The sequence below is a fragment of the Streptomyces sp. NPDC087440 genome, assembly GCF_044744005.1.
Classification (GTDB): Bacteria; Actinomycetota; Actinomycetes; order Streptomycetales; family Streptomycetaceae; genus Streptomyces.
The window spans coordinates 168,821-194,331 of sequence record NZ_JBIUXN010000011.1 but is presented as its reverse complement, the minus strand read 5'-3'; the positions used below and the strand labels follow the sequence as shown (position 1 = coordinate 194,331).

The window sequence follows — 25,511 nt, the reverse complement described above, 5'->3', positions numbered from 1 at the left end:
CGATGCCCAGCAGAAGACCGGTGACGACGGCGGCGAGAAGGATGGCGCGCATGCTCATGGGGGACTGCTCCGGGTGCGTGGGGAGGTGACCTGTGCGCGCGACCGGCACGGGACGTACGGTCGGCGACGAGGACAGGGTGCGTCCGTCCTACCCCTGTGCGCGGCCCGGTCCGCACTCTGTCACTCGTCCGTGGGCGCGCCGTACGGGAGTTGACCCCTCGTCCCCGGCGGGGCCAGCCGGTCCAGGTCCGCCAGCATCGCCCGCGCCAGCTCCAGCTCCGCGAGGTGCTGGCGCTCCGCCCAGCGCAGCGCCACCTGCGGATGCGCCCACTCCGTCACGCCCTCCGCACGCCGCATCGCTTCCCGTACGTCGTCCAACGCGGCCTGCGTGCGCACCACATGGTCCGCCACCCGCTCCGCCAGGCGCGCCGGATCGGCGAGGTGGCCCAGCCAGACGCGCAGCACGAGCGGATGCTTCAGCACCGGCGGCCCCGCGTCCTCCTCGCCGTCCGCCCACGCGGCCAGCGCGCCGCGACCGGCGCCGGTGATGGCGTAACGCCGCTTGGCGCGCGGCTCCTCCGGGCCCGAGCGCGTGGAGGTGACGTACCCCAGCGTCTCCAGCCTGCGCAGCTCCGCGTAGATCTGGCTGAGCGCCGGTGACCAGTAGAAGAAGCGCAGCGAGGAGTCCGCCCACTTCTTCAGCTCGTAGCCGGTGCGCTCGCCGGGGAAGGACAGCAGGCCGAGCACCGCCCAGGCGGTGGGCGGGAGTTGGGGGAGTGCGTCGTGTCGCGCGTCTTGCTTCCTCGGGACCTGACGACTAGTCATATGGCGAATTGAAGTAAGGGCCGGGCACGGAAATCAACCCCCTGGAGGGGCCGTGAAATTCTCCGTCATCTTCGAGGCGCAGCTCACCGATCCCACCCCCGAGCGCGAGCACCAGGTCATCCGCGACAGCGTCGAACAGGCCGTCCTCGCCGAGCGAATGGGCTTCGACCGGATCTGGGCCGTCGAGCACCACTCCCTGAAGTGGTACGCGCACATGAGCGCACCGGAGATCTTCCTCACCTGGGTCGCGGCCAAGACGTCCACCATCCGCATCGGGCACGGCGTCGTGTGCATGCCCTTCGCCTTCAACCACCCCGCCCGCGTGGCCGAGCGCGCCGCCATGCTCGACCTGCTCTCCGGCGGCCGCCTCGATCTCGGCGCGGGACGCGGCGGCACACAACAGGAGACCTCCCTGTGCGGCGTCGACCCGGACCGCACGACCCAGGAGGTCGAGGAGGCGCTGCGCATCATCGGCAAGGCGTGGCAGAGCGACGAGCTGGAGTACCACGGCGAGCTCATCGACATCGACCCGCACCCGATCCTGCCGCGCCCCCAGCAGCTCCCACACCCGCCGCTCTTCCTCGCGTGCAGCCGCACCGAGACCCTCACCCAGGCCGCCGAACTCGGCGTCGGCGCCCTGGTGATGGGCTTCGCGGGACCCGAGTCGATCGCCGCGATGCGCACCGCGTACGACGCGGCGCGCGCCGCCCGCACCGACGCCCGCTGCGTCTCCAGCGTCGTCAACGACCACTTCTCCGTGCTCTGCCCGACGATCGTCCTGGACGACGGCGAGCAGGCCCGCCGCATCGGGGTGCGCGGCCAGCGCTTCTTCGCTCAGTCCATCGGCCACTGGTACGGCGGCGCGGGCGTCCCCGACGAAGCTGTCGTGGCGGGCGTGGACGAGGCCGCCGAGATGCGCAGGGCGGCCGAGCAGGTCGTCGCCCGGCTCCATGAGCAGCACATTCCGGTGCGCCCCACCGCCACCGCGACCTTCCACGCCGACCACGCCTACGGCACCGCCGACGACGCCATCGCGTACGTGGAGCGGCTCCGGGACGCCGGGGCCGACGAGGTCATGTGCCTCATCCAGATGGGCACGGTGCCGCAGGAGGCCTGCCTGGAGACCCTGCGGCAGTGGGGCGAGAAGGTCATCCCGCACTTCCGCGCGGCGTGAGAGGGGACCCGATGGCCTCCGCAGGGCACGACCGGCTCGACCCCGTGGCCCGCCCCCTCGTGGACCGGATGAGCGCGGGCTTCCCCGACCTCGGGCGCACCGTCACCAGCGCGGCGCAGGCCCGCCGCATCCTCGCCGCCCAGCCGCAGGGGCCCGGCGGGCCGCCCGTGGGGTCGGTGGAGGACCGTACGATCCCGGGACCGGCCGGGGCGCCCGAGCTGCCGGTGCGCGTCTACCTGCCGGACCGGCCCGCTCCGTACCCCACCGTCGTGTACCTCCACGGCGGCGGCTTCGCGCTGTGCGGGCTCGACTCGCACGACGCCACCGTGCGGCAACTGTGTGCGGGCTCCGGGGCCGCCTTCGTGTCGGTGGACTACCGGCTGGCACCGGAGGCGCCGTTCCCGGCCGCCGTGGACGACGCGTACGCCGCGCTGGAGTGGACCGCCGGGCACCTCGACGAGGCGGGCGGCGATCCGGGGGCGCTGGTCGTCGCGGGCGACAGCGCCGGCGGCTGCCTCGCCGCGGTGTGCGCGCAGCTCGCCCGCGAGCGGGGCGGCCCGAGGATCGCGCTCCAGGTGCTGCTGTATCCAGTGCTGGACGCCGCGCAGGACACCGTGTCGTACCGGCGCAACGCCAGCGGCTACTTCCACACCGCCGCCCACATGCGGTGGTACTGGGAGCAGTACCTCGGGAGTGCGGGGCGCACCCTGGCACGCGACCCGCGCGTGTCGCCGCTGTGCGCCGCCGACCTGCGCGGACTGCCGCCCGCGTACGTCCTGACGGCCGGCTGCGACCCCTTGTGCGACGAGGGAGAGGCGTACGCCGCCGCATTGCGGGCAGCAGGAGTGACGGTCGACCGGGCGCACTTCCCGGCGATGTTCCACGGCTTCCTCGGATTCACCGGGCTCCTCGCCGATTCCCGGGCCGCGATGGCCGGTGTGACGGGAGCCATCGCCGCCTCGGGGTCGTACGACAGGAAGAATTCCGGTGATCTAGGGGGTTGCGCAGGATAATTTCTCCTGGCTCCTCTTGTGCGGAAGAACCTTGCGTGGATACGGTTTCTTGACGCGAGGTTCTCCCGTGGAGGAAGTGACATGACGCAAATTCTGGTGCAGGACATTGCTGGTGGGGGCATAGCCGAGGCCTCGCGAGCGATCGACCACCCCGCCTGGGGGGTGCTCAAGGCAGCGGTGGAGGAGATCCGCCCCTGGCAGAGCGCCGACGGCTCCATCGACCTGGACGCCGAGGACGCCCCGGCGCGCACGGCCGTCGACGCCGTCCTGGAGCGGGTGATCACCGGGGTCGAGGAGCTCTCCCCGCTGCTGGCGCACGACGCCGCCTACCACCGCGCCCTCGTCGCCGACCTGCGCGCCTGGGCCGACTCCGCGTACGACGTGCCGGACTTCCTGGACTCGCTGCTGGCCTTCCAGCCCGCCCAGTCCCGCGCCGACGGCCTCCAGCACCTCGTCGTCTTCCCGATGTACACCCAGAACGGCAACCCCGACCGCAACCTCGAAGCCGTCGTGCTGCGCATGGTCTGGCCGGAGTGGCTCGCCGAACTGGAGCGCACCCGCTACGACAACCCGCTGTTCTGCGGCATCACCTTCGAGGACTTCACCTCCGGGTACGACACCAACTCCGCGGTCCTCTTCCCCGAGACCATCGCCGTGCGCCAGGCGCCGGAACGATTCACCTGGGGCGGCATCTTCTGCGACCGCGAGGCGGCCCGCTTCCGTACGGTCACCGACGCCGCCGTCGACATCCTGGGCCTCGACCTGCCCGAGGACATCCGCGCGATGGTCGCCGACCAGGACCGCTGCCAGCAGGCCTTCGTGCTCTGGGACATGGTCCACGACCGCACCCACAGCCACGGCGACCTGCCCTTCGACCCCTTCATGATCAAGCAGCGCCAGCCGTTCTGGATGTACGGCCTCGAAGAGCTGCGCTGCGACCTCACCGCCTTCAAGGAGGCCGTGAAGCTGGAGGCCGACGGCGTCCCGCAGGGCCGCGACGTGCAGTTCGCGGTGCTCTTCGACCGCATGTTCCGCTTCCCCGTCACCGGCGAGCGGGTCCGCAACTACGACGGACTCGGCGGCCAGCTCCTCTTCGCGTACCTGCACAAGCACGACGTGGTGCGCTGGACCGACAACACCCTCAAGATCGACTGGGAGCGGGCCCCGCAGGTCACCAACCAGCTCTGCGCCGAGATCGAGGACCTGTACCGCGCGGGCATCGACCGCCCGAAGCTGGTGCACTGGTTCGCGGCGTACGACCTGGTGTCGACGTACCTGGCGCCGCACCCGGGATCGCGCTGGGCCAAGGGGCCGGACGCCCTGGACCTGTCGCTGCCGCCGCGGAAACTGGTGGACGACGTGCTTCCGGACGAGTTTCCGCTGAGCATGTTCTATGAGGCGCTTTCCAAGAAGCTCAAGTCCGTGATCGCCTCCACCAAGGGGATCACCGCTTCCGGCGCCGAGCGGGTGGCCGCGTGAGCCCCCGCGCCCAGGAGGCGACCGACATGACCGCACAGAACGCACCCGAGGGCCCCCTCGACGGAGCCGTCATCGCCGTTGCCGGAGCAGCAGGACCGGCGGGCCGCGCCACGCTGCTGAGGCTCGCCGAGGCCGGGGCCACCGTGGTCGGCGCGGACGCCGACGTGGCCCGCCTCGCGGAGGCCGTGGACGCCGCCCGGTACGCGCACGGCGGAGCCACCGTCATCGGCGAGACCGTCGACCTCCTCGACCTCGACGCCACCCGGGCCTGGGCGGACAAGACCGAGAAGGAGTTCGGCCGGATCGACGGCATGGTCCACCTGGTGGGCGGCTGGCGCGGCTCCGCGACCTTCGCGGAGACCGACCTCGCCGACTGGGACCTCCTGGAGAAGCTGCTGATCCGCACCGTCCAGCACACCTCGCTGGCCTTCCAGCCGGGACTCCAGCGCAGCGACAACGGCCGCTACCTGCTGATCAGCGCCGCCGGCGCGTCCCAGCCGACCGCCGGGAACGCCGCGTACGCCGCCTCCAAGGCCGCCGCCGAGGCGTGGACGCTCGCGCTCGGCGACGCGTTCCGCAAGGCGGGGGGCGAGGACGGGCCGCGCACGGCCGCTGCCATCCTGGTGATCAAGGCACTGGTGCACGACGCGATGCGCGCCGAGCGCCCGAATGCGAAGTTCGCGGGCTTCACCGACGTCACGGAACTGGCCGACGCCATCGCCGGAGTCTGGGACAAGCCCGCCTCGGAAGTGAATGGACAGCGCCTGTGGCTGACCCCCAAGCCGTGACGGACCCGGTGACCGGAGCCGTGACCACCACGACCACCGTGACGACCACCACCACGACGGTCACCCCTGCGAGCCCCACCAGCCCCCCGAAGACCGACGCGCGCCGCCACCACGACCCCTCCGTACGGGGCTTCGCCAGCGACAACTACGCGGGCGCGCACCCCGAGGTCCTGGCGGCGCTCGCGCTCGCCAACGGCGGCCACCAGGTCGCCTACGGCGAGGACGACTACACGGCCCACCTCCAGCAGGTGATCCGCTCCCACTTCGGCCCGACCGCCGAGGCCTTCCCGGTCTTCAACGGCACCGGCGCGAACGTGGTCGCCCTCCAGGCGCTCACCGACCGCTGGGGTGCGGTCGTCGCCGCCGAGAGCGCCCACATCAACGTGGACGAGGGCGGCGCGCCCGAGCGCATGGGCGGCCTCAAGCTGCTCACCGTGCCCACCCCGGACGGCAAGCTCACGCCCGAGCTGATCGACAAGCAGGCCTGGGGCTTCGACGACGAGCACCGGGCCATGCCCCAGGTCGTCTCGATCACCCAGAACACCGAGCTGGGCACCGTCTACACGGTCGACGAGATACGCGCGATCTGCGACCACGCCCACCAGCACGGCATGAAGGTCCACCTCGACGGGGCACGCATCGCCAACGCGGCGGCGTCGTTGGACGTGCCCATGCGGGCCTTCACCAACGCGGTGGGCGTCGACATCCTGTCGTACGGCGGGACCAAGAACGGCATGCTCTTCGGCGAGGCCGTCGTCGTCCTCAACCCGGACGCGGTCCGGCCGTCGGCGATGAAGCGGCTCCGCAAGTCCTCGATGCAGCTGGCCTCGAAGATGCGCTTCGTGTCGGTGCAGCTGGAGGCCCTGCTCGCCCGCGACCTGTGGCTGCGCAACGCCCAGCACTCCAACGCGATGGCGCAGCGGCTGGCGGCCGGGGTGCGCGCGGTCGACGGCGTCGAGATCCTCTACGAGGTGCAGGCCAACGCGGTCTTCGCCCGGCTCCCGCACGAGGTGAGCGAGCGCCTCCAGAAGCGGTTCCGGTTCTACTTCTGGGACGAGGCGGCGGGGGACGTGCGGTGGATGTGCGCGTACGACACGACGGAGGACGACGTGGACGCCTTTGTCCAGGCCCTCAAGGAGGAGATGGCGCGCTAGGCGCCTTCCGGCGGGGGTCAGGGGGCTCGGCTTAGGGTTCGGCTTCGGGCCGGGACCCCGCCGCGCGCCCACGGGTGCCGGGGGCCTGCCGTGCGTACGGGCTCACGGGGTCCCCGTCGCGCCTCACTTCCCCCCGTAGCCGCCTTGGGCGGCGGGGCCGCCCCCCGGGGGCGGGACGGGCGGGCAAGGGGGCGGCCCCTCCCGCTCCCGGCCCACCCGGGTGCCGCCCCTTGGCCCACCCCGATACCGGGTGCACGTCACCGCAGGGGCCCCGGGCCCGCCCCCCGGCACCGGGCACGCGCAGCCCCGCCCCGCCGGGGCAAGGGGTCCCCAGCCCCGCCCCTTCACCTAAACCCGCGGGGGCATGCACGGTTCCCGTGCAGGGGGAGTTGGGTCTCGGTCCCGTGCAGATCAGTCGTGGCTGGTCGCGCAGTTCCCCGCGCCCCTAAAGGGGCACGGACGAGCCACCCGGCACGGGACAGCGAGCATGCGTTCAGCCACCCGGCACGGGACAGTGAGCATGCGTGGAGCCACCCGGCGCGGGAGAGCGAGCGCCCGCGATCGAGGGCGGGCCCGTGTCTCACGTACGCGAAAGGGCGCCCGACCGGCCCCACCCCTGGGAAGCCCCGTCGAACGCCCTCTGAGCGCCGTCGATCAGCCCGTCGCCTCGCGCAGCTGCGCCGGCGTCGGCGCCGTGCCGCCCAGGTGCGCCGGGATCCACCACGTGTCCTTGTCATCCTTCGGCCGCACCGGGTACGCCCGCTGCGCAGCCTCCAGCAGCTCCTGGACGCGCTCGCGCAAGCGACGGGTCACCGCGCCCGCGTACTCACCCGCCGCCGCCTCCACCGGCTTGCCCACCCGGATCGTGATCGGGATGTGGTTGCGGCCGAAGTTGCGCGGCTTGCCCTTGGTCCAGATCCGCTGGGTGCCCCAGACCGCCATCGGGATCAGCGGCACGCCCGCCTCCTGGGCGAGCCGGGCCGCACCCGACTTGAAGCTCTTCAGGGTGAAGGACTCGGAGATCGTGGCCTCGGGGAAGACCCCGATGATCTCGCCCGAGCGCAGCGACTCCAGCGCGTGCTTGTACGCGTTCTCACCCTGCTTGCGGTCCACCGGAATGTGCTTCATGCCGCGCATCAGCGGCCCCGACACCTTGTGCCGGAACACCGACTCCTTCGCCATGAAGCGCACCAGGCGCTTCTGCGGCAGGGCGGCCAGGCCGTTGAAGACGAAGTCGAGGTAGCTGATGTGGTTGCTGACCAGCACGGCCCCGCCGGAGCGGGGGATGTTCTCAGAACCCTGTGTGTCGATCTTGAGGTCGAGCGCCTTGAAGAGCGTGCGCGCGGCGCCGATGACCGGCCGATAGACGAGTTCTGCCATGACGGGGACCCTTCTCTGACCGGGGAGGGCTCTCCCGGTGTGAAAGTTACGCTGCCGTAGGTTTTCGGCGTTGGGCAGATCGTGCCCCATGTGCGGCCGAGTAGCCAGTCCCCGGGTACCCAGAACGCGAGATTCTCGTCACGTCGCACGATGTCCGTCCATGCCCTGACCTGCTGCGGGCTCATGACAAGTGTCGTACGACCGCGGGAATCGCCGCACCGCGCCGCACGCTGCACACTGTGACAAGCAGTGCGTAAGGGGAGGGTGAAATATGCCGGAACAGGACGGCGTGCGACGGCTGGGCGCGACCGAGCTCGGTGTCGAGCCGGGGGAGCGGGCCACCCTCGTGCAGTTCTCCAGCGCCTTCTGCCAGCCCTGCCGGGCCACCCGCAGGACCCTGGAGGAGGTCGCCGCGATGGTCGACGGCGTCACGCACGTGGAGATCGACGCCGAGGACAACCTCGCTCTCGTACGGGAACTCGACATCCGCCAGACGCCGACCGTGCTCGTCCTGGACGCCGAGGGGCGGATCGTGCGCCGGGCGGCGGGACAGCCGCGCCGCGTGGACGTCATCGCGGCGCTCGGGCGGGCTGTCGTGTGAACGGAGCATTGCGCGCGACCGGAAGTGATCAATCTCCTAGCGCCCCGGGCCCCGCGCGCACTTGACGGTGCGCACCCGGAATCGTCAGTCTGACGTCATGCCGCCGGAACTCCTTCTCTACGGGCGGGCCCATGTGGACCTGGCCCGCAACGCGAGTGCGCGCTGTCCGGGTGTCTGAGCAGCCACGGACCCCAGAAGTGCGCATTCCGTTCCCGCAGAAGGACAACTCCATGACGCTCCAGCCCACCCTTGCCGTTCCCCAGCAGGCCACCCCCGAGCTGCTCCGCTCGGTCTTCCGCCAGCACGCGGCGGGGGTCGCCGTCATCACCGCGGCCGGCCGCGACGGCCGCCCCGTGGGATTCACCGCCACCTCCCTCAACTCCGTCGCCGCCGAGCCCCCGTTGGTCTCCTTCGGCATCGGTACGGGGTCCTCCAGCTGGCCCGTGGTCGCCGACGCCGAGTACATCGGCGTCCACATACTCGGCGACCACCAGGAGACCCTCGCCGCGACGTTCGCCCGCAGCGGCGCCGACCGCTTCGGCGAGCCCACCCGCTGGCACGCGGGGCCCGAAGGCGTTCCCGTACTGGACGGCGTCCTGGCGTGGCTGGTGTGCCGCGTGGTGGCGCGGGTACCCGCCGGAGACCACCGGATCGTGCTCGCGCAGGCCGTCGCGGGCGACCCGACGGGGGAGGGGCGACCCCTCCTCTACCACCAGGGACGCTTCAACGCGCTGCGCGACTGAGAGTTCCCGAAAGCGCGGATTTGTCGGTGATTGCACGGCGTTGGCAAGGTCACAGTTACCAGCGCTTGCTTGTGGGGAACCCTCTGGGTGTACTGACGAGTAATATTCCGGTCGGAGCGCAACCCGCCCCGACCGGAAACCGCCCCTTCAGGCGCCTATGCTGCCTGCAACGAGGCAGCCGACAAATAGACGATGCAGTAGGAGACCCGGCGTGAGCTTGAGGATCGTTGTCTGTGTGAAGTACGTGCCCGACGCCACTGGTGACCGGCACTTCGCCGATGACCTGACGGTCGACCGGGACGATGTCGACGGTCTGCTGTCGGAGCTGGACGAGTACGCGGTCGAGCAGGCGTTGCAGATCGCGGAGGCGGCCGACGACGCGGAGATCACCGTGCTGACGGTGGGTCCGGAGGACGCGAAGGACGCGCTGCGCAAGGCGTTGTCGATGGGTGCGGACAAGGCGGTGCACGTCGAGGACGACGATCTGCACGGCTCGGACGTGATGGCGACCTCGCTGGTGCTCGCCAAGGCGATCGAGAAGACCGGCTACGACCTGGTGATCGCGGGTATGGCGTCGACGGACGGCACGATGGGTGTGCTCCCGGCGATCCTGGCCGAGCGCCTGGGGGTGCCGCAGGTGACACTGCTGTCCGAGGTGTCGGTGGCGGACGGGGTGGTCACCGGCCGCCGCGACGGCGATGCCGCCTCCGAGCAGCTCGAAGCCTCCCTGCCGGCCGTGGTCTCGGTGACGGACCAGTCGGGTGAGGCCCGCTACCCCTCGTTCAAGGGGATCATGGCGGCGAAGAAGAAGCCGGTGGAGTCCCTGGATCTGGACGATCTGGACCTGGAGGCCGAGTTGGTGGGCCTGGAGGGTTCCTGGACGGCCGTGGATTCCGCGGACAAGCGTCCGGAGCGTACGGCGGGCACGATCGTCAAGGACGAGGGCGAGGGCGGCAAGCAGCTCGCCGAGTTCCTCGCGGGCCAGAAGTTCATCTAAGAACCCGGCCCCTTCACCCCACCACCCTTCGTCTGTTGCAGGAGAGCATTTCTCATGGCTGAAGTTCTCGTCTACGTCGATCACGTCGACGGTGCCGTCCGCAAGCCCACCCTCGAACTGCTGACCCTGGCCCGCCGGATCGGCGAGCCCGTCGCGGTCTTCCTCGGTGCTGGTGGCGACGCCGCCGCCGGCCTGCTCGGTGAGCACGGCGCCACCCGCGTGCTGACCGCCGACGCCCCGGAGTTCGCCGACTACCTCGTCGTGCCGAAGGTCGAGGCGCTCCAGGCCGCGTACGAGGCGGTGTCCCCGGTCGCCGTGCTGGTGCCGTCCTCGGCGGAGGGCAAGGAGATCGCCGCGCGTCTCGCGGTGCGGATCAAGTCCGGCATCATCACCGACGCCGTCGACCTGGAGGCCGGTGCTGAGGGTCCGGTGGCGACGCAGGCGGTGTTCGCCGCCTCGTACACCACCAAGTCGCGGGTCTCGACCGGCACCCCGGTCATCACGGTGAAGCCGAACTCGGCCCCGGTCGAGGCCGCCCCGGCCGCCGGTGCGGTCGAAGCCCTCACCGTGTCGTTCTCGGACGCGGCGAAGGGGACGAAGGTTGTGGCGCGGACCCCGCGTGAGTCGACCGGGCGTCCGGAGCTGACCGAGGCCGCGATCGTGGTCTCCGGCGGCCGCGGGGTGAACGGTGCGGAGAACTTCTCCATCATCGAGAAGCTCGCCGACTCCCTCGGTGCGGCCGTCGGCGCCTCCCGCGCCGCGGTGGACGCGGGCTGGTACCCGCACTCCAACCAGGTCGGCCAGACCGGCAAGAGCGTGTCCCCGCAGCTGTACATCGCCTCCGGTATTTCCGGTGCGATTCAGCACCGGGCCGGTATGCAGACCTCGAAGACGATCGTGGCGATCAACAAGGACGCCGAGGCCCCGATCTTCGAGCTCGTCGACTACGGCGTCGTCGGTGACCTCTTCGAGGTCGTCCCCCAGCTCACCACCGAGGTCGAAGCCCGCAAGGGCTGACCTGCGCATTCTGTACGACTCGGGGCCGCACGGCGACAAACGCCGTGCGGCCCCGAGCCGTTGCGGTACGTGTGTCGGGCACCCATTGACTCCGGTCGTGAGCCGCATTAACTTCACTATGCGGATTGTTGATTCCGTGAAGCGGAAACTTGGAGGGTTGGAATGGGTCAGCAGGAGAAGGTGGCAACGAGCCTCGCCGGTGCGGTCAGCGAGGGGATCAGCGCGTCCCTCGTCGCCGTGGACGCGGAGCTTGAGCGCCGCTACCCCGGAGACCCCGGAACCCGGCAGCCCGTCCACACCGTGTACGTCCCCGGCAACCTCTACGACGCGGGCACCATCCGCTCCTGGGGCGACCAGGCGCTGAAGATGCTCGACGAGCACGCCCCGAACGCCGCCGCCTTCGCCGAGGTGCTCGGCCTCGACGCGGCCCTCGCCGACGCCGTGTACGACCGGGTGCGCGCCAAGCTGGAGCGCGAGCCGATCGAGGACCTCCGGGTCGACTTCGAGGACGGCTACACCGGCCCCGCCGCCGAGGAGGACGCCTACACCGCCCGCGCCGCGCGCCTGGTGGCCGCCTCGTACCAGGACGGCACGGCCGCCCCGTACACCGGTATCCGCATGAAGTGCTTCGAGGCCCCGGTGCGCGAGCGGGCCATCCGCACGCTGGACGTCTTCCTCACCGGCCTGATGGAGAACGGCGGGCTCCCCGACGGGCTCGTCCTCACCCTGCCCAAGGTGACGTACTGCGAGCAGGTCACCGCGATGGTGCGCCTGGTCGAGGCCTTCGAGAAGGCGCACGGGCTGCCCGAGGGCCGCATCGGCTTCGAGATCCAGATCGAGACCAGCCAGTCCATCCTCGGCGCCGACGGCACCGCCACCGTCGCCCGCATGATCGACGCCGCCGAGGGCCGTGCCACCGGGCTGCACTACGGCACCTTCGACTACAGCGCCTGCCTCGGCGTCAGCGCCGCCTACCAGGCCAGCGACCACCCGGCCGCCGACCACGCCAAGGCGATCATGCAGGTCGCCGCCGCCGGCACCGGCGTACGCGTCTCGGACGGCTCCACCAACGTCCTGCCCGTCGGCTCCACCGAGAAGGTGCACGACGCCTGGCGGCTGCACTACGGCCTCACCCGCCGCGCCCTGGCCCGCGCCTACTTCCAGGGCTGGGACATGCACCCGGGCCACCTGCCGACCCGCTACGCGGCCGTCTTCACGTACTACCGCGAGGGCTTCGAGCAGGCCGCCGCGCGTCTGGCCGCGTACGCGAACCAGGTCACCGGCGGCGACGTCGCCGACGAGCCCGCGTCCGCCAAGGCGCTCGCCTCCTACCTGCTGCGCGGCATCCAGTGCGGCGCGCTCGACGTCGCCGAGGTCGCGAAGCTCAGCGGCCTGACCCGGGCCGACCTGGAGGGCTTCGCCGCACCGCGTCGCGGGGACCTCACGGCGTCCGCCCAGTAACCGCCCGACCGGCTGTCACTGCTGCCCCGTACTCTGTTCGCGACCACTCATTGGGGCGCAACGGAACGGGGCAGTGGTGGCTACGGGGGAGAACGAGCGGCTGGCCGGCCGTTACCGCGTGATCGAACAGCTCGGACGCGGCGGCATGGGCGTCGTCTGGCGCGCCGTCGACGAGGTGCTCGGCCGCGAGGTCGCCGTCAAGGAACTCCGTACGTACAACGACTCCTCCGCACCCGAACTCGCCGACCTCACCGTCCGCATGCAGCGCGAGGCGCGGGCCGCGGCCCGGGTGCGGCACTCCGGAGTCGTCGCCGTCCACGACGTCACCGAGCACGAGGGCCGGCCCGTCATCGTGATGGAGCTGGTCGACGGCCCCTCCCTCGACGACGTCCTCGCCGAACGCGGCCCGCTCGACCCCCGTGAAGCCGCCGGTATCGGCGCGAAGGTGCTGGAGTCCCTGGCCGCCGCCCACCGCGTCGGCGTCCTGCACCGCGACGTCAAGCCCGGCAACATCCTGCTGGAGCGCGGCGGACGCGTCGTCCTCACCGACTTCGGCATCGCCGCCATGGAGGACCCCGGCGACGGCTCCACCACCCACCTCACCCGCAGCGGCGAACTGGTCGGCTCCCTCGACTACTTGGCGCCCGAGCGCGCCCAGGGCCAGGAACCCGGTCCCGCCTCCGACGTGTGGGCACTGGGCGCGACGCTGTACGCGGCGGTCGAGGGCGGCTCGCCGTTCCGCCGCACGTCGACCTGGTCGACGCTGACCGCGATCGTCGTGGAACCGCTGCCGGAGCCGGTGCGCTCGGGGCCGCTCGCCCCGGTCCTGGAACGGCTGATGAGCAAGGACCCGGCGCAGCGCCCCGACGCGGACGAGGCCGCCCGGCTGCTCGCCGCCGTCGCCGACGACACCTCCGGTCCCGGCCAGGGGTTCGGCCCCGCAGCGCCCCACGGACAGCAGGCGCAGGGCTTCGGCCCGCCGTCCCCTGCGGCGTACGGTGCCGCGAACGTCGGTGCGTACGGTACGAACGCCCCGGCCTACGGACCCGGCCCCTCCGCCCAGCCCCCGTACGGGACCGGGCCGAACCCCGCCGCCCAGCCCTCGTACGGGACCGGGCCCAACCCCGCCGCTCAGCCCTCGTACGGGACCGGGCCGAACTCCGCCGCCGTCCAGCCGCCCGCCTTCCAGGGCGGACCCGTGCCATCCGCCGGTCCTTCCTTCGGGCAGCAGGGTTACGGTGCCGGGCCCGGCCCCTCCGTCGGCGACCCGGCGGCGCAGCCGACCGGTGGGCGGCGCGAGGAGTCCGGCGCGTCGCCGGGCGGCCGCCGCAAGGCCGTCGTCGCGGCGGGCGTCGCCGCGGTGCTGCTCGTCGGCGCGGGCGTGACGTACGCCGTGACCCAGCGGGACGGCGCCCCCCTCGCCTCCGGCAGCCCGACGGCCACCGGGTCCGCGTCCGGCGACGGCGCCCCGAGCGAGGACAGCCCGCTGGCACCGGGGGCCCTGCCGACCGACGCCGACCTGAAGACCAAGCCGCCCCAGTCCTCCGGCAAGGACGACAAGGACGCCAAGGACAAGGGGAAGGGCAAGGGCGACGACGCGAAGACGCCCCCGCCCGCGAAGGGTGGCAAGAAGACGGAGGGGGCCGACGGCGGTACCTCCTCCGGCGGCCGCAACGGCGGTGCGACGAACGGCGGTTCGACAGGGGGCAAGCCCGGTGGCGGGTCCTCCGGTTCCGGCGGCGGCTCCACGGGCGGCAACTCCGGCACCACCGGGGGCAACAACCCGCCCCCGCCGGACCCGGCGCCCGCGTGTCACGGCGTCGGCGGCGGCAAGTACAACTGCGACGTCTGGCGCTCCTCGGACTCGATACGCGCGGGCGGCGAGCGCGCGGGCACGCTCAACGCGGGCACCAACTACTTCTACTGCCAGGCCGACTTGGGCCGCCGGGTGACCTACGGCAAGTGGACCAACGTGTGGTGGGCCAAGACCGACGACGACAGCGGCAACACCAACGTCTACGTCAGCGTGGTCTACCTCAAGGGCGGCGACAACGACAAGCCGCTGCCCGGGCTGCCCGCCTGCTGATCCGGCCGCCGCACGCCGACGGGATCACCCCGCGTCCCACGGCGGGATCTCACCCGAACCCCGGGCCACCAGCCGCGTCTCCAGCACCACGTGCGACGGCGCGCCGCCCGCCCCGTCGAGACGGCTGAACAGCAGGTCGGCAGCGGTGCGGCCGAGCGTCGCCGCGTCCTGCGCGACCACCGTGACCCCGGGCACCAGCAGGTCCGCCAGCTCGAAGTCGTCGAACCCGACCAGGGCGACCGGCCGTTCCCGCTCGGCCAGCACCCGTACGACCGTGACCGTCACCCGGTTGTTGCCGGTGAACACCGCCGTCACCGGCTCGTGCGCCGCGTCCAGCATCGCCTCCGCCGCGCTGCGCACCCGCTGCGGCTCGGTGCTGCCCAGTGCGACCCACTCCTGAGCCACCGCGAGCCCCGCGTCCGCCATGGCCGCGTGGTAGCCGCGCAGCCGCTCGGTGGCGGTGTGGATGCGCGGCTGGTCGCCGATGAAGCCGATCCTGCGGTGCCCGTGGGCGATGAGGTGGGCGACCCCGGCGCGTGCGCCGCCGAAGCTGTCGGACCGTACGACATCGGCGTCGACCCGGCCCGCCGGGCGGTCCACGAACACGATCGCCACACCCGCCGCCATCTCCGGCTCCAGGTAGCGGTGGTCGTCCCCGGCCGGAATCACGATCAGCCCGTCCACCCGGCGCGCACACAGCGCGAGCACCAACTCCTGCTCCCGGTCCGGGTCTTCGGCGCTGGAGCCGTTGATGAGCAGGGCCCCGTGCGCGCGGGCGACCTCCTCCACGGCACGGTTCAGCGGACCGTAGAACGGGTCGGCGAGGTCCTCCAGGACCAGCCCGATGCTCGCCGTGCGGCCCTTGCGCAGGACGCGGGCGCTGTCGTTGCGGCGGAAACCCAGGGCGTCGATGGCCTCCTTGACGCGCCGTTCGGTGTCGGGGGTGACGCCCGGTTCGGCGTTGACGACCCGGGACACCGTCTTGAGGCCGACGCCCGCGCGGGCGGCGACGTCCTTCATCGTCGGCCGGTTGCCGTAACGGCGTTGCGCGGGAACGGGGCGCGGGAGCCTCCCCGCGCCCGGATACGGGGACCTCGCTGCGTCCGGGGACTGGGACCTCCCTGCGGCGGAAGGCGGGGGAGCGGTGTCGGCCACGGTGCTCTGTCCTGTCGGTCGTGGGGAGTGTGTACGAGCGGTCAGTTGTGGGGGCGCGGTGTCGCTGCGGCACCGAGCATAGGGCGCAGAGCGCCCCGCCATCTGGACAACGTTGTCAGCTCCACGGAGACTGACCCCGTCGTTTGATCTTTCCTGCTCCTCTTCTTACTGGAGATGTTCGCCGATGTCCTTCGAGTTCACCGACCTCGTCGCCGCGCTCGACATCGGCGGTACCAAGATCGCGGGCGCGCTCGTGGACGACACCGGCCGCATCCACGTCAAGGCACAGCGCCCGACCCCGGCACAGGAGGACGGCGACGTGGTGATGGGGGCGGTGGAGGAGGTCGTCGCCGAGCTGCGGAAGTCCCCGCTGTGGGCCCGGGCCCGCGCCGTGGGCATCGGCAGCGCCGGACCGGTGGACGCGTCCGCCGGTACGGTCAGCCCCGTCAACGTCCCTGGCTGGCGCGGGTTTCCGCTGGTGGCCCGGGTGGGCGCGGTGGCCGACGGGCTGCCCGTACGACTGGTCGGGGACGGCGTCGCGATGACCGCGGCCGAGCACTGGCAGGGGGCGGCGCAGGGGTACGACAACGCGCTGTGCCTGGTCGTCTCGACGGGAGTGGGCGGGGGACTGGTCCTCAACGGGCGGCTGCACCCCGGTCCCACCGGCAACGCGGGTCACATCGGGCACATCAGCGTCGAGTTGGACGGCGACCTGTGCCCGTGCGGCTCGCGAGGCTGCGTCGAGCGCATCGCCAGCGGGCCCAACATCGCACGCCGCGCGGCGGAACAGGGATGGCGGCCCGGACCCGACGGCGACGCCACCGCCGCCGGGGTCGCCGCCTCGGCCGAAGCCGGTGACCCGGTCGCCGTCGCCTCGTTCGAGCGGGCCGCCCAGGCGCTGGCCGCGGGGATCGCGGCGACGGCGACGCTGGTCGAGGTGGAGATCGCGGTGATCGGCGGGGGAGTGGCGGGCGCGGGCCCGGTGCTCTTCACGCCGCTGCGGCGGGCGCTCGGGGACTACGCGAAGCTCTCCTTCGTACGGGGACTGCGGGTCGTGCCCGCGCGCATGGGGACGGAGGCGGGGCTGGTCGGGGCGGCGGGGGCCGTCCTGCTCGGCCCGCGCTGAGGGGGACTCCGGCGGCCGGTCGCACCGTACCCCTGCACGAGGTGGGGACGGAGTGAGCCTGACCTCCGGGCCCAACCCCGAGGAGCGCTTCTGAGCGGCGGACCCGGCGCGAGGCGTAGGCCGCTCGGAGACGGGTACGTTCGGCCCGTGACCGCCGACCAGGACGCCCTCGCCGAAGCACACCGCATCGCCGCGACCCTCAGGCTCCAGCCCCTCCCCATCGAGGGCGGGTTGTTCCGCCAGACCTGGGCCGGAGAACCGGACGACACCGGGCGCCCGTCCGGCACCGCGATCCTGGTGCTGCTCACCCGTGCCCCGGACGACTTCTCCGCCCTGCACCGGCTGCCCACCGACGAGGTCTGGCACTTCTACCGGGGCGACCCCCTCGAACTCCTCCTCCTCGCCCCCGACGGCACCGGCCGCCGCCTCCTCCTCGGGGGGAGCGAGGGGATCGTGCAGTACGTCGTCCCAGCGGGCACCTGGATGGGCGCCCGCGTCGCGCCCGGCGGGGCGTGGTCGCTGTTCGGGACGACCATGGCCCCCGGCTTCCTCCCGACGGACTACGAGGGCGGCGACGCGGCGGAGTTGGCCAAGGCCTACCCCGAACACGCCGATCTGGTGGGGCAGTTGTGCCGCCCCGACGCCCCGCTGACCATGACCGAAGGTGACGACCATGCCTGAGACGCCCGCCCGTGACACCACGCCGTTCGACCTCACGGGCCGCGTCGTCCTGGTCACCGGGGCCAGCGGGCTCGTCGGGGGCGGCATCGCCGAGCGGTTCGCCGCCGCCGGGGCGGCCGTCGTCGTCCACTTCCGGCAGGACGAGAAGGCCGCCCACGCCCTCGCCACCCGCATCGTGGAGCGAGGGGGCAAGGCCCTGCCCGTACAGGCGGATCTGACCCGGGAGTCGGAGTGCGAACGGCTCGTCGAGACGGCGGCCGACTGGCAGGGCGGACTGGACGCGCTCGTCAACAACGCCGGGATCCAGCCGGTCCAGGCCCTCGCCGACATGACCGCCGACGACTGGCGGACGCTGTACGACGCGAACACCACCAGCGCCTTCTCCTGCACCCGGGCGGCGGCCCCCCTGTTCGCCGCGCGCGGCGGCGGCAGCATCACGCACATCGCCTCGATCGAGGGGACCATGGCGACCCCCGGGCACGCGCACTACTGCGCGTCCAAGGCCGCCCTGATCATGTTCGCCCGGTCGGCGGCCCTGGAGCACGGCCCGGACGCGATCCGCGTCAACACCGTCTCACCGGGCCTGATCGACCGCCCCGGCCTCGCCGAGGACTGGCCCGACGGCGTACGCCGCTGGACCGGGACCGCACCCCTGGGCCGCCTCGGCAGCCCCGCCGACATCGGCAACGCCTGCGTCTTCCTGGCCTCGGACGCCGCCGCGTGGGTCACGGGCACGAACCTGGTGGTGGACGGCGGAGTGAGCGCCGCCCCCACCTGGTAGCGCCGCCCCGCGCCTGCTGGCGGTGCCACCACCTGCTGGCGGCGCCCCCTCGGCGGCGGCGCTCAGAGCGCCGCCGCCTCCGCCGGTGCCTGCCGCACCTCGACCACGAGGAAGCAGTCCGCGTCGAGGTCCATGACGACCTCCGCCGGACACCCCTCCGCGCGGCGGGCGTTCGCGTACTCCTCGGCGGGCCAGCTGCCGCGCGGGCCACCGGCCGGAAAACGTCGCAAAACAGTGCGGTTCATACCGCACCCCCTTCGTCCGTGCTCCTGCTGTACCTCTGTGCGCCCAACGAGACTCCGTCACCAGCGGTCACGGTCGCAGTCGTCCCGGGAGCGCCCCCGTTGTCTGCATCGACGCGCGTGGACAGGCGAAGCGTTGCCTGCGCCGGGCCACAGGACGGCCACGGTTGTGTGCGCGAACCGTCGCGGTGCGTGTCCGGACCGGCGCAGGCCCCATGCCGCAGGACCCGCTATCCGTGGCAGGGTGTTGCGGGCAGTCCACTGAGGGCCACGGCAGAGGGGGAACCGTGATTGTGTGGGTCAACGGTGCGTTCGGAGCGGGCAAGACCAGTACCGCGCGCGAACTGATCGATCTGATCCCGAACAGCACCCTGTACGACCCGGAGGTGATCGGCGCCGGGCTCCGCCACCTGCTGCCGGCCAAGCGGCTCGCCGAAGTGAGCGACTACCAGGACCTGCCCATCTGGCGGCGCATGGTCGTCGACACGGCCGCGGCCCTGCTCGCCGAGGTCGGCGGGGTGCTGGTGGTGCCGATGACGCTGCTGCGGCAGGAGTACCGGGACGAGATCTTCGGCGGACTCGCCTCCCGCCGCATACCCGTGCACCATGTGCTGCTCCAGGTCGAGGAAACGATCCTGCGCGAGCGGATCGCCGCCCGCGAGGAGCCCGGCCTGAGCGAGGCCGACACCGAGACACGGGTGCGCCAGTGGGCGTACGACCGCATCGAGCCCTACCGCGCCGCCCTCGGCTGGATCACCGGCGACGCCCACGTCGTGGACGGCGGCCACCGCACTCCGTACGAGATCGCCGAGATCGTCGCCGACGCGGTACGCAGCGGGGCGGCCCGGGCCTGCGAGATCGTGCAGACGCCGCCGCCGACCGCCGAGACCCTCGCGGCCGGGGTGCTGCTCTTCGACGCCGAGGGCCGGGTGCTGCTCGTGGACCCGACGTACAAGCCCGGCTGGGAGTTTCCCGGGGGTGTCGTGGAGAGCGGCGAGCCGCCCGCGACGGCCGGGCTGCGGGAGGTGGCGGAGGAGACCGGGATACGGCTGGAGACGATGCCCCGGCTGCTGGTCGTCGACTGGGAACCGCCCCGCCCGCCCGCGTTCGGCGGCATCCGGATGCTGTTCGACGGCGGACGGCTGACGGACGACGAGGCCCGTCAGGTAATGCTGCCGGGTCCCGAGCTGCGCCAGTGGCGGTTCGTCAGCGAGGAGGAGGCGGCCGGGCTGCTGCCGCCCGACCGGTACGAGCGGCTGCGCTGGGCACTGCGCGCCCGGGCGGAGGGCACCGTGCTCAACCTGGAGGACGGCGTGCCGGTGGGCGGGCAACCGGCCACCGGGGAGTGAGCGGGGCCCGACGGGTTCACTGGCCGGCCGATGCCTTGTCCGCCGCCGCGATCAGCCGGGTCGCGGCGTCCTCCGTGAGGGGGTCGCCGTGGCCGAAGCAGGCCACGGACGGGGCCAGTGAGGCGAGGCGGCGCATGGTGGCCAGGGCCTGGGCGCGGTCCACGTTGAACACGCCCAGCATCACCTCGCCCACCGCCGCGACGCAGTCACCGGTGAACAGCACGCCGTGGTGCGGGAGATGGACCGCGAGGGAGCCGTCCGTGTGGCCGGGCGCGTGCACGATGCGCGCACCGCCGCCGAAGTCGAGCACGTCGCCCTCCTCCAGCTCCCGGTCCACCCGGGTGGCCGGAGCCTCCGGCACGGTCAACCCGTGTTCGTACAGAGGGAGTTCCCAGTCGAGCAGCACCGGCTCCGGGGTGGGGGCGAGGCCGCGCACCACCGGGGCGTCCAGGCGGTGTGCCAGGACCTCGGCGCCGTAGCGCTGCGCCAACTCCCCTGCGCAGCCCACGTGGTCGCGGTGGCAGTGGGTGAGCACGATGCGGCGCAGGTCGCGCGGATCGGCGCCGAGGCTGCGTATCGCCTGCTCGATGTCGGCGGCGGCATCACGGTTCCCGGCGTCGATCAGGGTCAACTCGGTGCCCTCGGCGGTCTCTTCGCGCCACAGGTACGCCTGGCCGATCGGGAAACGCAGCATGTGCAGGTGCGGAAGTATCTCTACGAGGTCCATGCGGCGAACGTACGAGGGTGCGCACGTCCGCCGCCATGGGACTTCGCTCAGCGCATAGTTCGCTCAGCGCTGATCACCGGGGGAACCCGATGCGGGGCACCGGGGGAACCCGATGCGGGGCACCGGGGGAACCCGATGCGGGGTCAGACCTTCTTGGACTCCGCGTAGTGCGTGAGGAAGAGGGCCTCCGCGACCGAGAGGCGCTCCAGCTCCTGGGGCGAGACGCTCTCGTTCACCGCGTGGATCTGCGCCTCCGGCTCGCTCAGACCGATGAGGAGGATCTCCGCCTGCGGGTACAGCGCGGCGAGGGTGTTGCACAGCGGGATGGAGCCGCCCATGCCGGAGATCTGCATCTCCTCGTCCGGGTACGCGAAGCGCATCGCGTCCGCCATCGACGTGTACGCCGGGCTGGAGGTGTCCGCCTGGAACGGCTGCCCCTGACCGACCTGCTCCACCGAGACCTGCGCACCCCACGGCGCGTGCGCCTTCAGGTGCGCGGTGAGCAGCTTCGTCGCCTCGGCCGCGTCCTGGCCCGGCGGCACCCGCAGGCTGACCTGTGCCCGCGCGCTCGCCTGGAGGGACGGCGTCGCGCCGACGACCGGCGGGCAGTCGATGCCGATGACGGTCACGGCCGGGCGCGCCCAGATGCGGTCGGCGACCGTGCCGGTGCCGATCAGCTCGACGCCCTCGCGGACCTTCGCGTCGGCACGGAACTCGTCCTCGGGGTACTGCAGGCCCGACCAGGTGCCGTCAGCGGCGAGGCCGTCGATCGTCGTGGAGCCCTCCGCGTCACGCAGCGACGCCAGCAGGTGGATCATCGCGGCCAGCGCGTCGGGCGCGGCACCGCCGAACTGGCCCGAGTGCAGGTTGCCTTCGAGCGTGTCCAGGGTGACCCGCAGCATCGTCATGCCGCGCAGCGTCGCCGTGACGGTCGGCAGGCCGACGCGGAAGTTGCCGGTGTCACCGATCACGATGGTGTCGGCGGCCAGCAGGTCCGGGTGCTCCTCCGCGTACCGCTCCAGACCGCCGGTGCCCTGCTCCTCCGAGCCCTCGGCGATGACCTTGACGTTGACCGGGACGCCGCCGTTCTCCTTGAGCGCGCGCAGCGCCAGCAGGTGCATGATGAACCCGCCCTTGCAGTCCGCCGCGCCGCGCCCGTACCAGCGGCCGTCGCGCTCGGTCAGCTCGAACGGCGGCGAGACCCACTTGTCCACGCCGAGCGGCGGCTGTACGTCGTAGTGCGCATACAGCAGTACGGTCGGCGCGCCCTCGGGGCCGGGCAGGAAGCCGTACACCGACTGGGTGCCGTCGGGCGTGTCGAGGAGGGCCACGTCCTGGAAGCCCTCGGTGCGCAGCGCGTCGGCGCACCAGTTCGCGGCGGCCTCGCACTCGCTCTTGGGGAACTGCGCGGGGTCCGCCACCGATTGGAAGGCCACCAGCTCGGCGAGCTCCGACTTGGCGCGGGGCATCAGCGCGACGACGGACGCGGCGACGGGCGCGGCGATCGGGTGGGTGGCGGTCATGGGCACGCTCCTTGTGGGTGCGGACGGCGGTCGGCGGTTCGTGTACGACGCACGCGCACCGGCCCGCTTCGGGTTCTTCCGGGTGTTCTTCGGGGGGTTCTGCCGGGGTGCTTCCCGGACAGGTGTGTGTACGGGGAAGTCATGACCGATCCTCCCACAGCGGATCGGTCCTCCGCCGCGCCGTAGGATGCCGCAGGAAAGCATGGCCACGGGTCGGATCAGGAGCAGAAGCACATCGTGAGCAGCGAGAACGCAGACGCCGCAGCAGACGCCGGACACGAGCGGGACGAGGACGGCGGGCCCGTGTGGGACGTCGTGGTGGTCGGGGCGGGACCGGCCGGGGCCTCCGCCGCTCACGCCGCGGCGAGCGCCGGGCGTCGGGTCCTGCTGCTGGAGAAGGCCGAACTGCCCCGGTACAAGACGTGCGGCGGCGGCATCATCGGCCCCTCCCGGGACAGCCTGCCGCCCGGGTTCGTGCTGCCGCTCCGGGACCGGATCCACGCGGTCACCTTCTCCCTGAACGGGAAGCTGACCCGCACCAGGAAGTCCCGGCAGATGCTGCTCGGGCTGGTCAACCGGGCCGAGTTCGACCACGCGCTGGTCGAGTCGGCGCAGCAGGCCGGTGCGGTGCTCCGTACCGGAGTGACCGTCGCCCGGGTCGAGCAGCACGGTGCCGCGGTGCCCGACCGGCGCACCGCGGCCGTGGTGCTGGCCGACGGCGAGACCGTCCTGGCGCGGGCCGTCGTCGGCGCGGACGGCAGTGCCAGCCGGATAGGCGCACACGTCGGCGTCGAACTCGACCAGGTCGACCTCGGCCTGGAGGTCGAGATCCCGGTCCCGCAGACGGTCGCCGAGGACTGGGCCGGCCGGGTGCTCATCGACTGGGGCCCGCTGCCCGGGAGTTACGGGTGGGTCTTCCCGAAGGGGGACACGCTGACGGTCGGTGTGATCGCCGCGAAGGGCGAAGGGGCCGCCACCAAGCAGTACCTGACGGACTTCGTCGCCCGGCTCGGTCTCTCCGGGTTCGAACCCTCCGTGTCCTCGGGGCACTTGACGCGCTGCCGGGCGGCCGGGTCGCCGCTGTCGCGCGGGCGGGTGCTGGTGTGCGGCGACGCCGCCGGGCTGCTGGAGCCGTGGACCCGCGAGGGGATCTCCTTCGCGCTGCGGTCCGGGCGGCTGGCGGGGGAGTGGGCGGTGCGGATCGCCGAGGCGCAGGACGCGGTCGACGCCCGTCGGCAGGCCCTGAACTACGCCTTCGCCATCAAGGCGGGGCTGGGCGTCGAGATGGGCGTCGGCAAGCGGATGCTGACCCAGTTCGAACGCCACCCGGCGCTGCTGCACGCCGCGCTCACCGGACTGCGGCCCGCGTGGAAGGCCTTCACGCGGATCACGCGGGGGCAGACGACCCTGGCGGAGCTGGTACGGATGCACCCGGCGGCGCAGTGGGCGCTGAACGCGGTGCACAAGGCGGAGGCGCCGCGCAGGGCGGACGAGGTGCGCAAGGACGGCGAGGGTGCGGGGAGCGCCGGGGTCGGCGAGGGCACCGGGAGCCACGGGAGCACCGGGAGCACCGGGAGCTGAACCGGCCGTGTGAGTGGTGTGTGACGTGGTGGCCCGTCGTCCCTGTGGGGCGGCGGGTCACTTCGCGTTCGCGGGCGGGGTGTCCGCGGAAGGGGCGGGAGCGGCGCCGGTCAGTGTGATGCGGAAGACCGGGTGCTTGGGGGCGGCGGCGAGGAGCTCCGCGTCGGTGGAGTCGGCGTTGACGTCGCCGAAGAAGCGGCCGACCTCCCAGCCCCACTTCTTGAGGTAGCTGCGCAGGATCACCGGCTTCTCCGCGTCCGGCAGCTCCACTACCGTGAACTCCTGGGTGCGGCGGCCCACTTGGAGCCTGCCGCCACCGGCGGCGCGCATGTTGCGGACCCACTCGGAGTGGCCGCGGGCCGAGACCAGGTAGGGGCCGTTCTCGTACGGGAGCGGGTTGACCGGAACACGGCGCCACTCGCCGCTCTTGCGGCCGAGGACGGAGAGCTCGGCGGTGCCCAGCACGCTGAGGCCGCGGCGGGCGAGCCAGCCCATGGTCGTGTTGACGAGGGTGTCGAAGCGGTTGGGGCGGAGGTAGTGGGTGCGGGGTGCGGCGGTCATGGCGGGGGCCTCTCGGTGATGGGTGGTCGGTAAGCAGTGAAGCGAGAGCAGTGCTCTCGTTTGTGAGCACCAGTCTGCGCGGATCGATGCTCCAAAGCAAGAGCAGTGCTCTCTTTTGTGTGCACCGATCTTGATGTGCGGCACTGCTCTTGCCTTAGTGCGGTGCACTCGTTGTTGTGCGGTGCTCTCGCGCGGTGCCAGACTGTGCCCATGAGCGCTACACAAGGGGCCAGGGAACGGGCCAGGACCGAGATCACCGCCGCCATCAAGGAAGAGGCCCGCCGACAGCTTGCGGTCGAGGGCGCGGCAAAGCTCTCGCTGCGGGCCGTCGCACGCGAACTGGGCATGGTGTCCTCGGCCCTGTACCGGTACTTCCCCAGCCGGGACGACCTGCTGACCGCGCTGATCACCGACGCGTACGACGCGGTCGGCGAGGCGGCGGAGAAGGCCGGGGCCGAGACACCGGACGGGGCGGGACACCGGGAGCAGTGGGTGCGGGTGTGCCTGGCGGTACGGAAGTGGGCACTGGCCCACCCGCAGGAGTACGCCCTGCTGTACGGCTCGCCGGTCCCCGGGTACAGCGCGCCGCAGACGACCGCCGCCCCCGCGGCCAGGGCCGTCACCGTACTGATGTCGATCGCCCGGGACGCGCACGGCTCCCGGGGGCTCGCCGTGGAACGGATTCCGGCGGGGCTGCGGGGGGAGGCGGAGCGGTTGGCGGCCGACATCGCGCCGGATCTGCCGCCGGCGGTGGCGATCGGGTTCGTGAGGGTGTGGGCGGAGCTGTTCGGGCTGATCTCCTTCGAGGTGTTCGGGCACTTCGATCGGGTGGTGGAGGAGCGGGAGGCGTTCTTCGTGCATGCGGTGGAGGGGTTGGCGGGGGTGGCGGGCGTGCTGGGGGAGTAGGGCGGGGGGTCTGTGCGGGTGGGTGGGGGGTTGCTGTTCGTGGGGGGGGGGGGGGCCCCCCCCCCCCCCCCCCACACACCCCCCCCCCCCCCCCCCCAAAACACACCCCCCCCCCCCCCGCGGGGGGGGGGGGGGGGGGCGGGGCCGGGGGGGCCCCCCGA

The 25,511-nt window shown here is 72.5% G+C and carries 24 protein-coding genes; 17 read left to right on the top strand and 7 right to left on the bottom strand.

What is annotated here, in order from left to right; genetic code table 11:
* Positions 1-180: 180 nt before the first annotated feature.
* The gene (locus tag ACIO3O_RS22630) at positions 181-825 is read right to left on the bottom strand and encodes a PadR family transcriptional regulator (protein WP_401748553.1); all 645 of its coding nucleotides are present in this window, start codon (positions 823-825) and stop codon (positions 181-183) included.
* A gap of 52 nt (positions 826-877) precedes the next feature.
* On the opposite strand from ACIO3O_RS22630, the gene ACIO3O_RS22625 reads away from it, so the two are divergent.
* The 5 genes from ACIO3O_RS22625 to ACIO3O_RS22605 all read left to right on the top strand — a co-directional run bounded on the left by ACIO3O_RS22625 (position 878) and on the right by ACIO3O_RS22605 (position 6,433).
* Positions 878-1,999: an LLM class flavin-dependent oxidoreductase gene (locus tag ACIO3O_RS22625; protein ID WP_401748552.1), complete on the top strand. Its 1,122-nt coding sequence runs from the start codon at positions 878-880 to the stop codon at positions 1,997-1,999.
* A gap of 11 nt (positions 2,000-2,010) precedes the next feature.
* Positions 2,011-3,012, top strand: a complete 1,002-nt coding sequence (locus tag ACIO3O_RS22620; RefSeq protein WP_401748550.1) for an alpha/beta hydrolase — start codon at positions 2,011-2,013, stop codon at positions 3,010-3,012.
* Positions 3,013-3,093: 81 nt separating this feature from the next.
* Positions 3,094-4,491 carry a DUF6421 family protein gene (locus tag ACIO3O_RS22615; RefSeq protein ID WP_401748548.1) on the top strand — a complete coding sequence of 466 codons (1,398 nt, stop codon included), beginning with the start codon at positions 3,094-3,096 and terminating at the stop codon, positions 4,489-4,491.
* Positions 4,492-4,517: 26 nt separating this feature from the next.
* Entirely contained in the window at positions 4,518-5,279 is a 762-nt protein-coding gene (locus ACIO3O_RS22610) for an SDR family NAD(P)-dependent oxidoreductase (protein ID WP_401748546.1), read from the top strand.
* 38 nt (positions 5,280-5,317) lie between these two features.
* On the top strand, positions 5,318-6,433 hold the full coding sequence (locus tag ACIO3O_RS22605; RefSeq protein WP_401748714.1) for a threonine aldolase family protein: 1,116 nt from the start codon (positions 5,318-5,320) through the stop codon (positions 6,431-6,433).
* A 654-nt stretch (positions 6,434-7,087) separates the two neighbouring features.
* On the opposite strand, the gene ACIO3O_RS22600 is transcribed toward ACIO3O_RS22605, so the two are convergent.
* On the bottom strand, positions 7,088-7,813 hold the full coding sequence (locus ACIO3O_RS22600) for a lysophospholipid acyltransferase family protein (RefSeq protein ID WP_401748544.1): 726 nt from the start codon (positions 7,811-7,813) through the stop codon (positions 7,088-7,090).
* A gap of 271 nt (positions 7,814-8,084) precedes the next feature.
* Here ACIO3O_RS22600 and ACIO3O_RS22595 point away from each other — a divergent pair, with 271 nt between their 5' ends.
* The 6 genes from ACIO3O_RS22595 to ACIO3O_RS22570 all read left to right on the top strand — a co-directional run bounded on the left by ACIO3O_RS22595 (position 8,085) and on the right by ACIO3O_RS22570 (position 14,718).
* Positions 8,085-8,414: a TlpA family protein disulfide reductase gene (locus tag ACIO3O_RS22595; protein WP_401748542.1), complete on the top strand. Its 330-nt coding sequence runs from the start codon at positions 8,085-8,087 to the stop codon at positions 8,412-8,414.
* 230 nt (positions 8,415-8,644) lie between these two features.
* Positions 8,645-9,157: a flavin reductase family protein gene (locus ACIO3O_RS22590; RefSeq protein WP_401748711.1), complete on the top strand. Its 513-nt coding sequence runs from the start codon at positions 8,645-8,647 to the stop codon at positions 9,155-9,157.
* 211 nt (positions 9,158-9,368) lie between these two features.
* Positions 9,369-10,154, top strand: coding sequence for an electron transfer flavoprotein subunit beta/FixA family protein (locus ACIO3O_RS22585; RefSeq protein ID WP_401748540.1), 786 nt, complete (start codon positions 9,369-9,371; stop codon positions 10,152-10,154).
* 54 nt (positions 10,155-10,208) lie between these two features.
* A complete protein-coding gene (locus ACIO3O_RS22580) occupies positions 10,209-11,171 on the top strand; it encodes an electron transfer flavoprotein subunit alpha/FixB family protein (RefSeq protein WP_401748539.1) in 963 nt (320 codons plus the stop codon).
* A gap of 162 nt (positions 11,172-11,333) precedes the next feature.
* Positions 11,334-12,632, top strand: coding sequence for a DUF6986 family protein (locus ACIO3O_RS22575; protein ID WP_401748537.1), 1,299 nt, complete (start codon positions 11,334-11,336; stop codon positions 12,630-12,632).
* Positions 12,633-12,708: 76 nt separating this feature from the next.
* Positions 12,709-14,718 (top strand): protein kinase, encoded by a 2,010-nt coding sequence (locus ACIO3O_RS22570; protein ID WP_401748535.1) that lies wholly within the window; start codon positions 12,709-12,711, stop codon positions 14,716-14,718.
* A 24-nt stretch (positions 14,719-14,742) separates the two neighbouring features.
* Here the strand turns inward: ACIO3O_RS22570 and ACIO3O_RS22565 are convergent, their stop codons facing one another.
* The gene (locus ACIO3O_RS22565) at positions 14,743-15,738 is read right to left on the bottom strand and encodes a LacI family DNA-binding transcriptional regulator (protein ID WP_401748533.1); all 996 of its coding nucleotides are present in this window, start codon (positions 15,736-15,738) and stop codon (positions 14,743-14,745) included.
* 319 nt (positions 15,739-16,057) lie between these two features.
* Between ACIO3O_RS22565 and ACIO3O_RS22560 the strand changes: the two genes are divergently transcribed.
* The 3 genes from ACIO3O_RS22560 to ACIO3O_RS22550 all read left to right on the top strand — a co-directional run bounded on the left by ACIO3O_RS22560 (position 16,058) and on the right by ACIO3O_RS22550 (position 18,461).
* Positions 16,058-16,999 (top strand): ROK family protein, encoded by a 942-nt coding sequence (locus tag ACIO3O_RS22560; RefSeq protein WP_401748531.1) that lies wholly within the window; start codon positions 16,058-16,060, stop codon positions 16,997-16,999.
* Positions 17,000-17,146: 147 nt separating this feature from the next.
* Positions 17,147-17,680, top strand: coding sequence for a cupin domain-containing protein (locus ACIO3O_RS22555; RefSeq protein ID WP_401748529.1), 534 nt, complete (start codon positions 17,147-17,149; stop codon positions 17,678-17,680).
* Positions 17,673-18,461, top strand: a complete 789-nt coding sequence (locus tag ACIO3O_RS22550; protein ID WP_401748527.1) for an SDR family NAD(P)-dependent oxidoreductase — start codon at positions 17,673-17,675, stop codon at positions 18,459-18,461. Before ACIO3O_RS22555 ends, ACIO3O_RS22550 begins: the two co-directional genes overlap by 8 nt.
* 62 nt (positions 18,462-18,523) lie before the next feature.
* Here the strand turns inward: ACIO3O_RS22550 and ACIO3O_RS22545 are convergent, their stop codons facing one another.
* A complete protein-coding gene (locus ACIO3O_RS22545; RefSeq protein WP_401748525.1) occupies positions 18,524-18,706 on the bottom strand; it encodes a hypothetical protein in 183 nt (60 codons plus the stop codon).
* Positions 18,707-18,990: 284 nt separating this feature from the next.
* On the opposite strand from ACIO3O_RS22545, the gene ACIO3O_RS22540 reads away from it, so the two are divergent.
* Positions 18,991-20,052, top strand: coding sequence for an NUDIX domain-containing protein (locus ACIO3O_RS22540; RefSeq protein WP_401748524.1), 1,062 nt, complete (start codon positions 18,991-18,993; stop codon positions 20,050-20,052).
* A 16-nt stretch (positions 20,053-20,068) separates the two neighbouring features.
* Here ACIO3O_RS22540 and ACIO3O_RS22535 read toward each other — a convergent pair whose 3' ends face one another.
* Both ACIO3O_RS22535 and ACIO3O_RS22530 read right to left on the bottom strand, forming a co-directional pair.
* Positions 20,069-20,779, bottom strand: a complete 711-nt coding sequence (locus ACIO3O_RS22535; RefSeq protein WP_401748522.1) for an MBL fold metallo-hydrolase — start codon at positions 20,777-20,779, stop codon at positions 20,069-20,071.
* A gap of 143 nt (positions 20,780-20,922) precedes the next feature.
* The gene (locus ACIO3O_RS22530) at positions 20,923-22,302 is read right to left on the bottom strand and encodes a dipeptidase (RefSeq protein WP_401748520.1); all 1,380 of its coding nucleotides are present in this window, start codon (positions 22,300-22,302) and stop codon (positions 20,923-20,925) included.
* Positions 22,303-22,539: 237 nt separating this feature from the next.
* Between ACIO3O_RS22530 and ACIO3O_RS22525 the strand changes: the two genes are divergently transcribed.
* Positions 22,540-23,883, top strand: coding sequence for a geranylgeranyl reductase family protein (locus ACIO3O_RS22525; RefSeq protein ID WP_401748518.1), 1,344 nt, complete (start codon positions 22,540-22,542; stop codon positions 23,881-23,883).
* A gap of 57 nt (positions 23,884-23,940) precedes the next feature.
* Here ACIO3O_RS22525 and ACIO3O_RS22520 read toward each other — a convergent pair whose 3' ends face one another.
* Positions 23,941-24,444 carry a nitroreductase family deazaflavin-dependent oxidoreductase gene (locus tag ACIO3O_RS22520; protein WP_401748516.1) on the bottom strand — a complete coding sequence of 168 codons (504 nt, stop codon included), beginning with the start codon at positions 24,442-24,444 and terminating at the stop codon, positions 23,941-23,943.
* A gap of 210 nt (positions 24,445-24,654) precedes the next feature.
* Here ACIO3O_RS22520 and ACIO3O_RS22515 point away from each other — a divergent pair, with 210 nt between their 5' ends.
* Positions 24,655-25,350, top strand: a complete 696-nt coding sequence (locus ACIO3O_RS22515; protein ID WP_401748514.1) for a TetR/AcrR family transcriptional regulator — start codon at positions 24,655-24,657, stop codon at positions 25,348-25,350.
* The last annotated feature ends 161 nt before the right edge of the window (positions 25,351-25,511 follow it).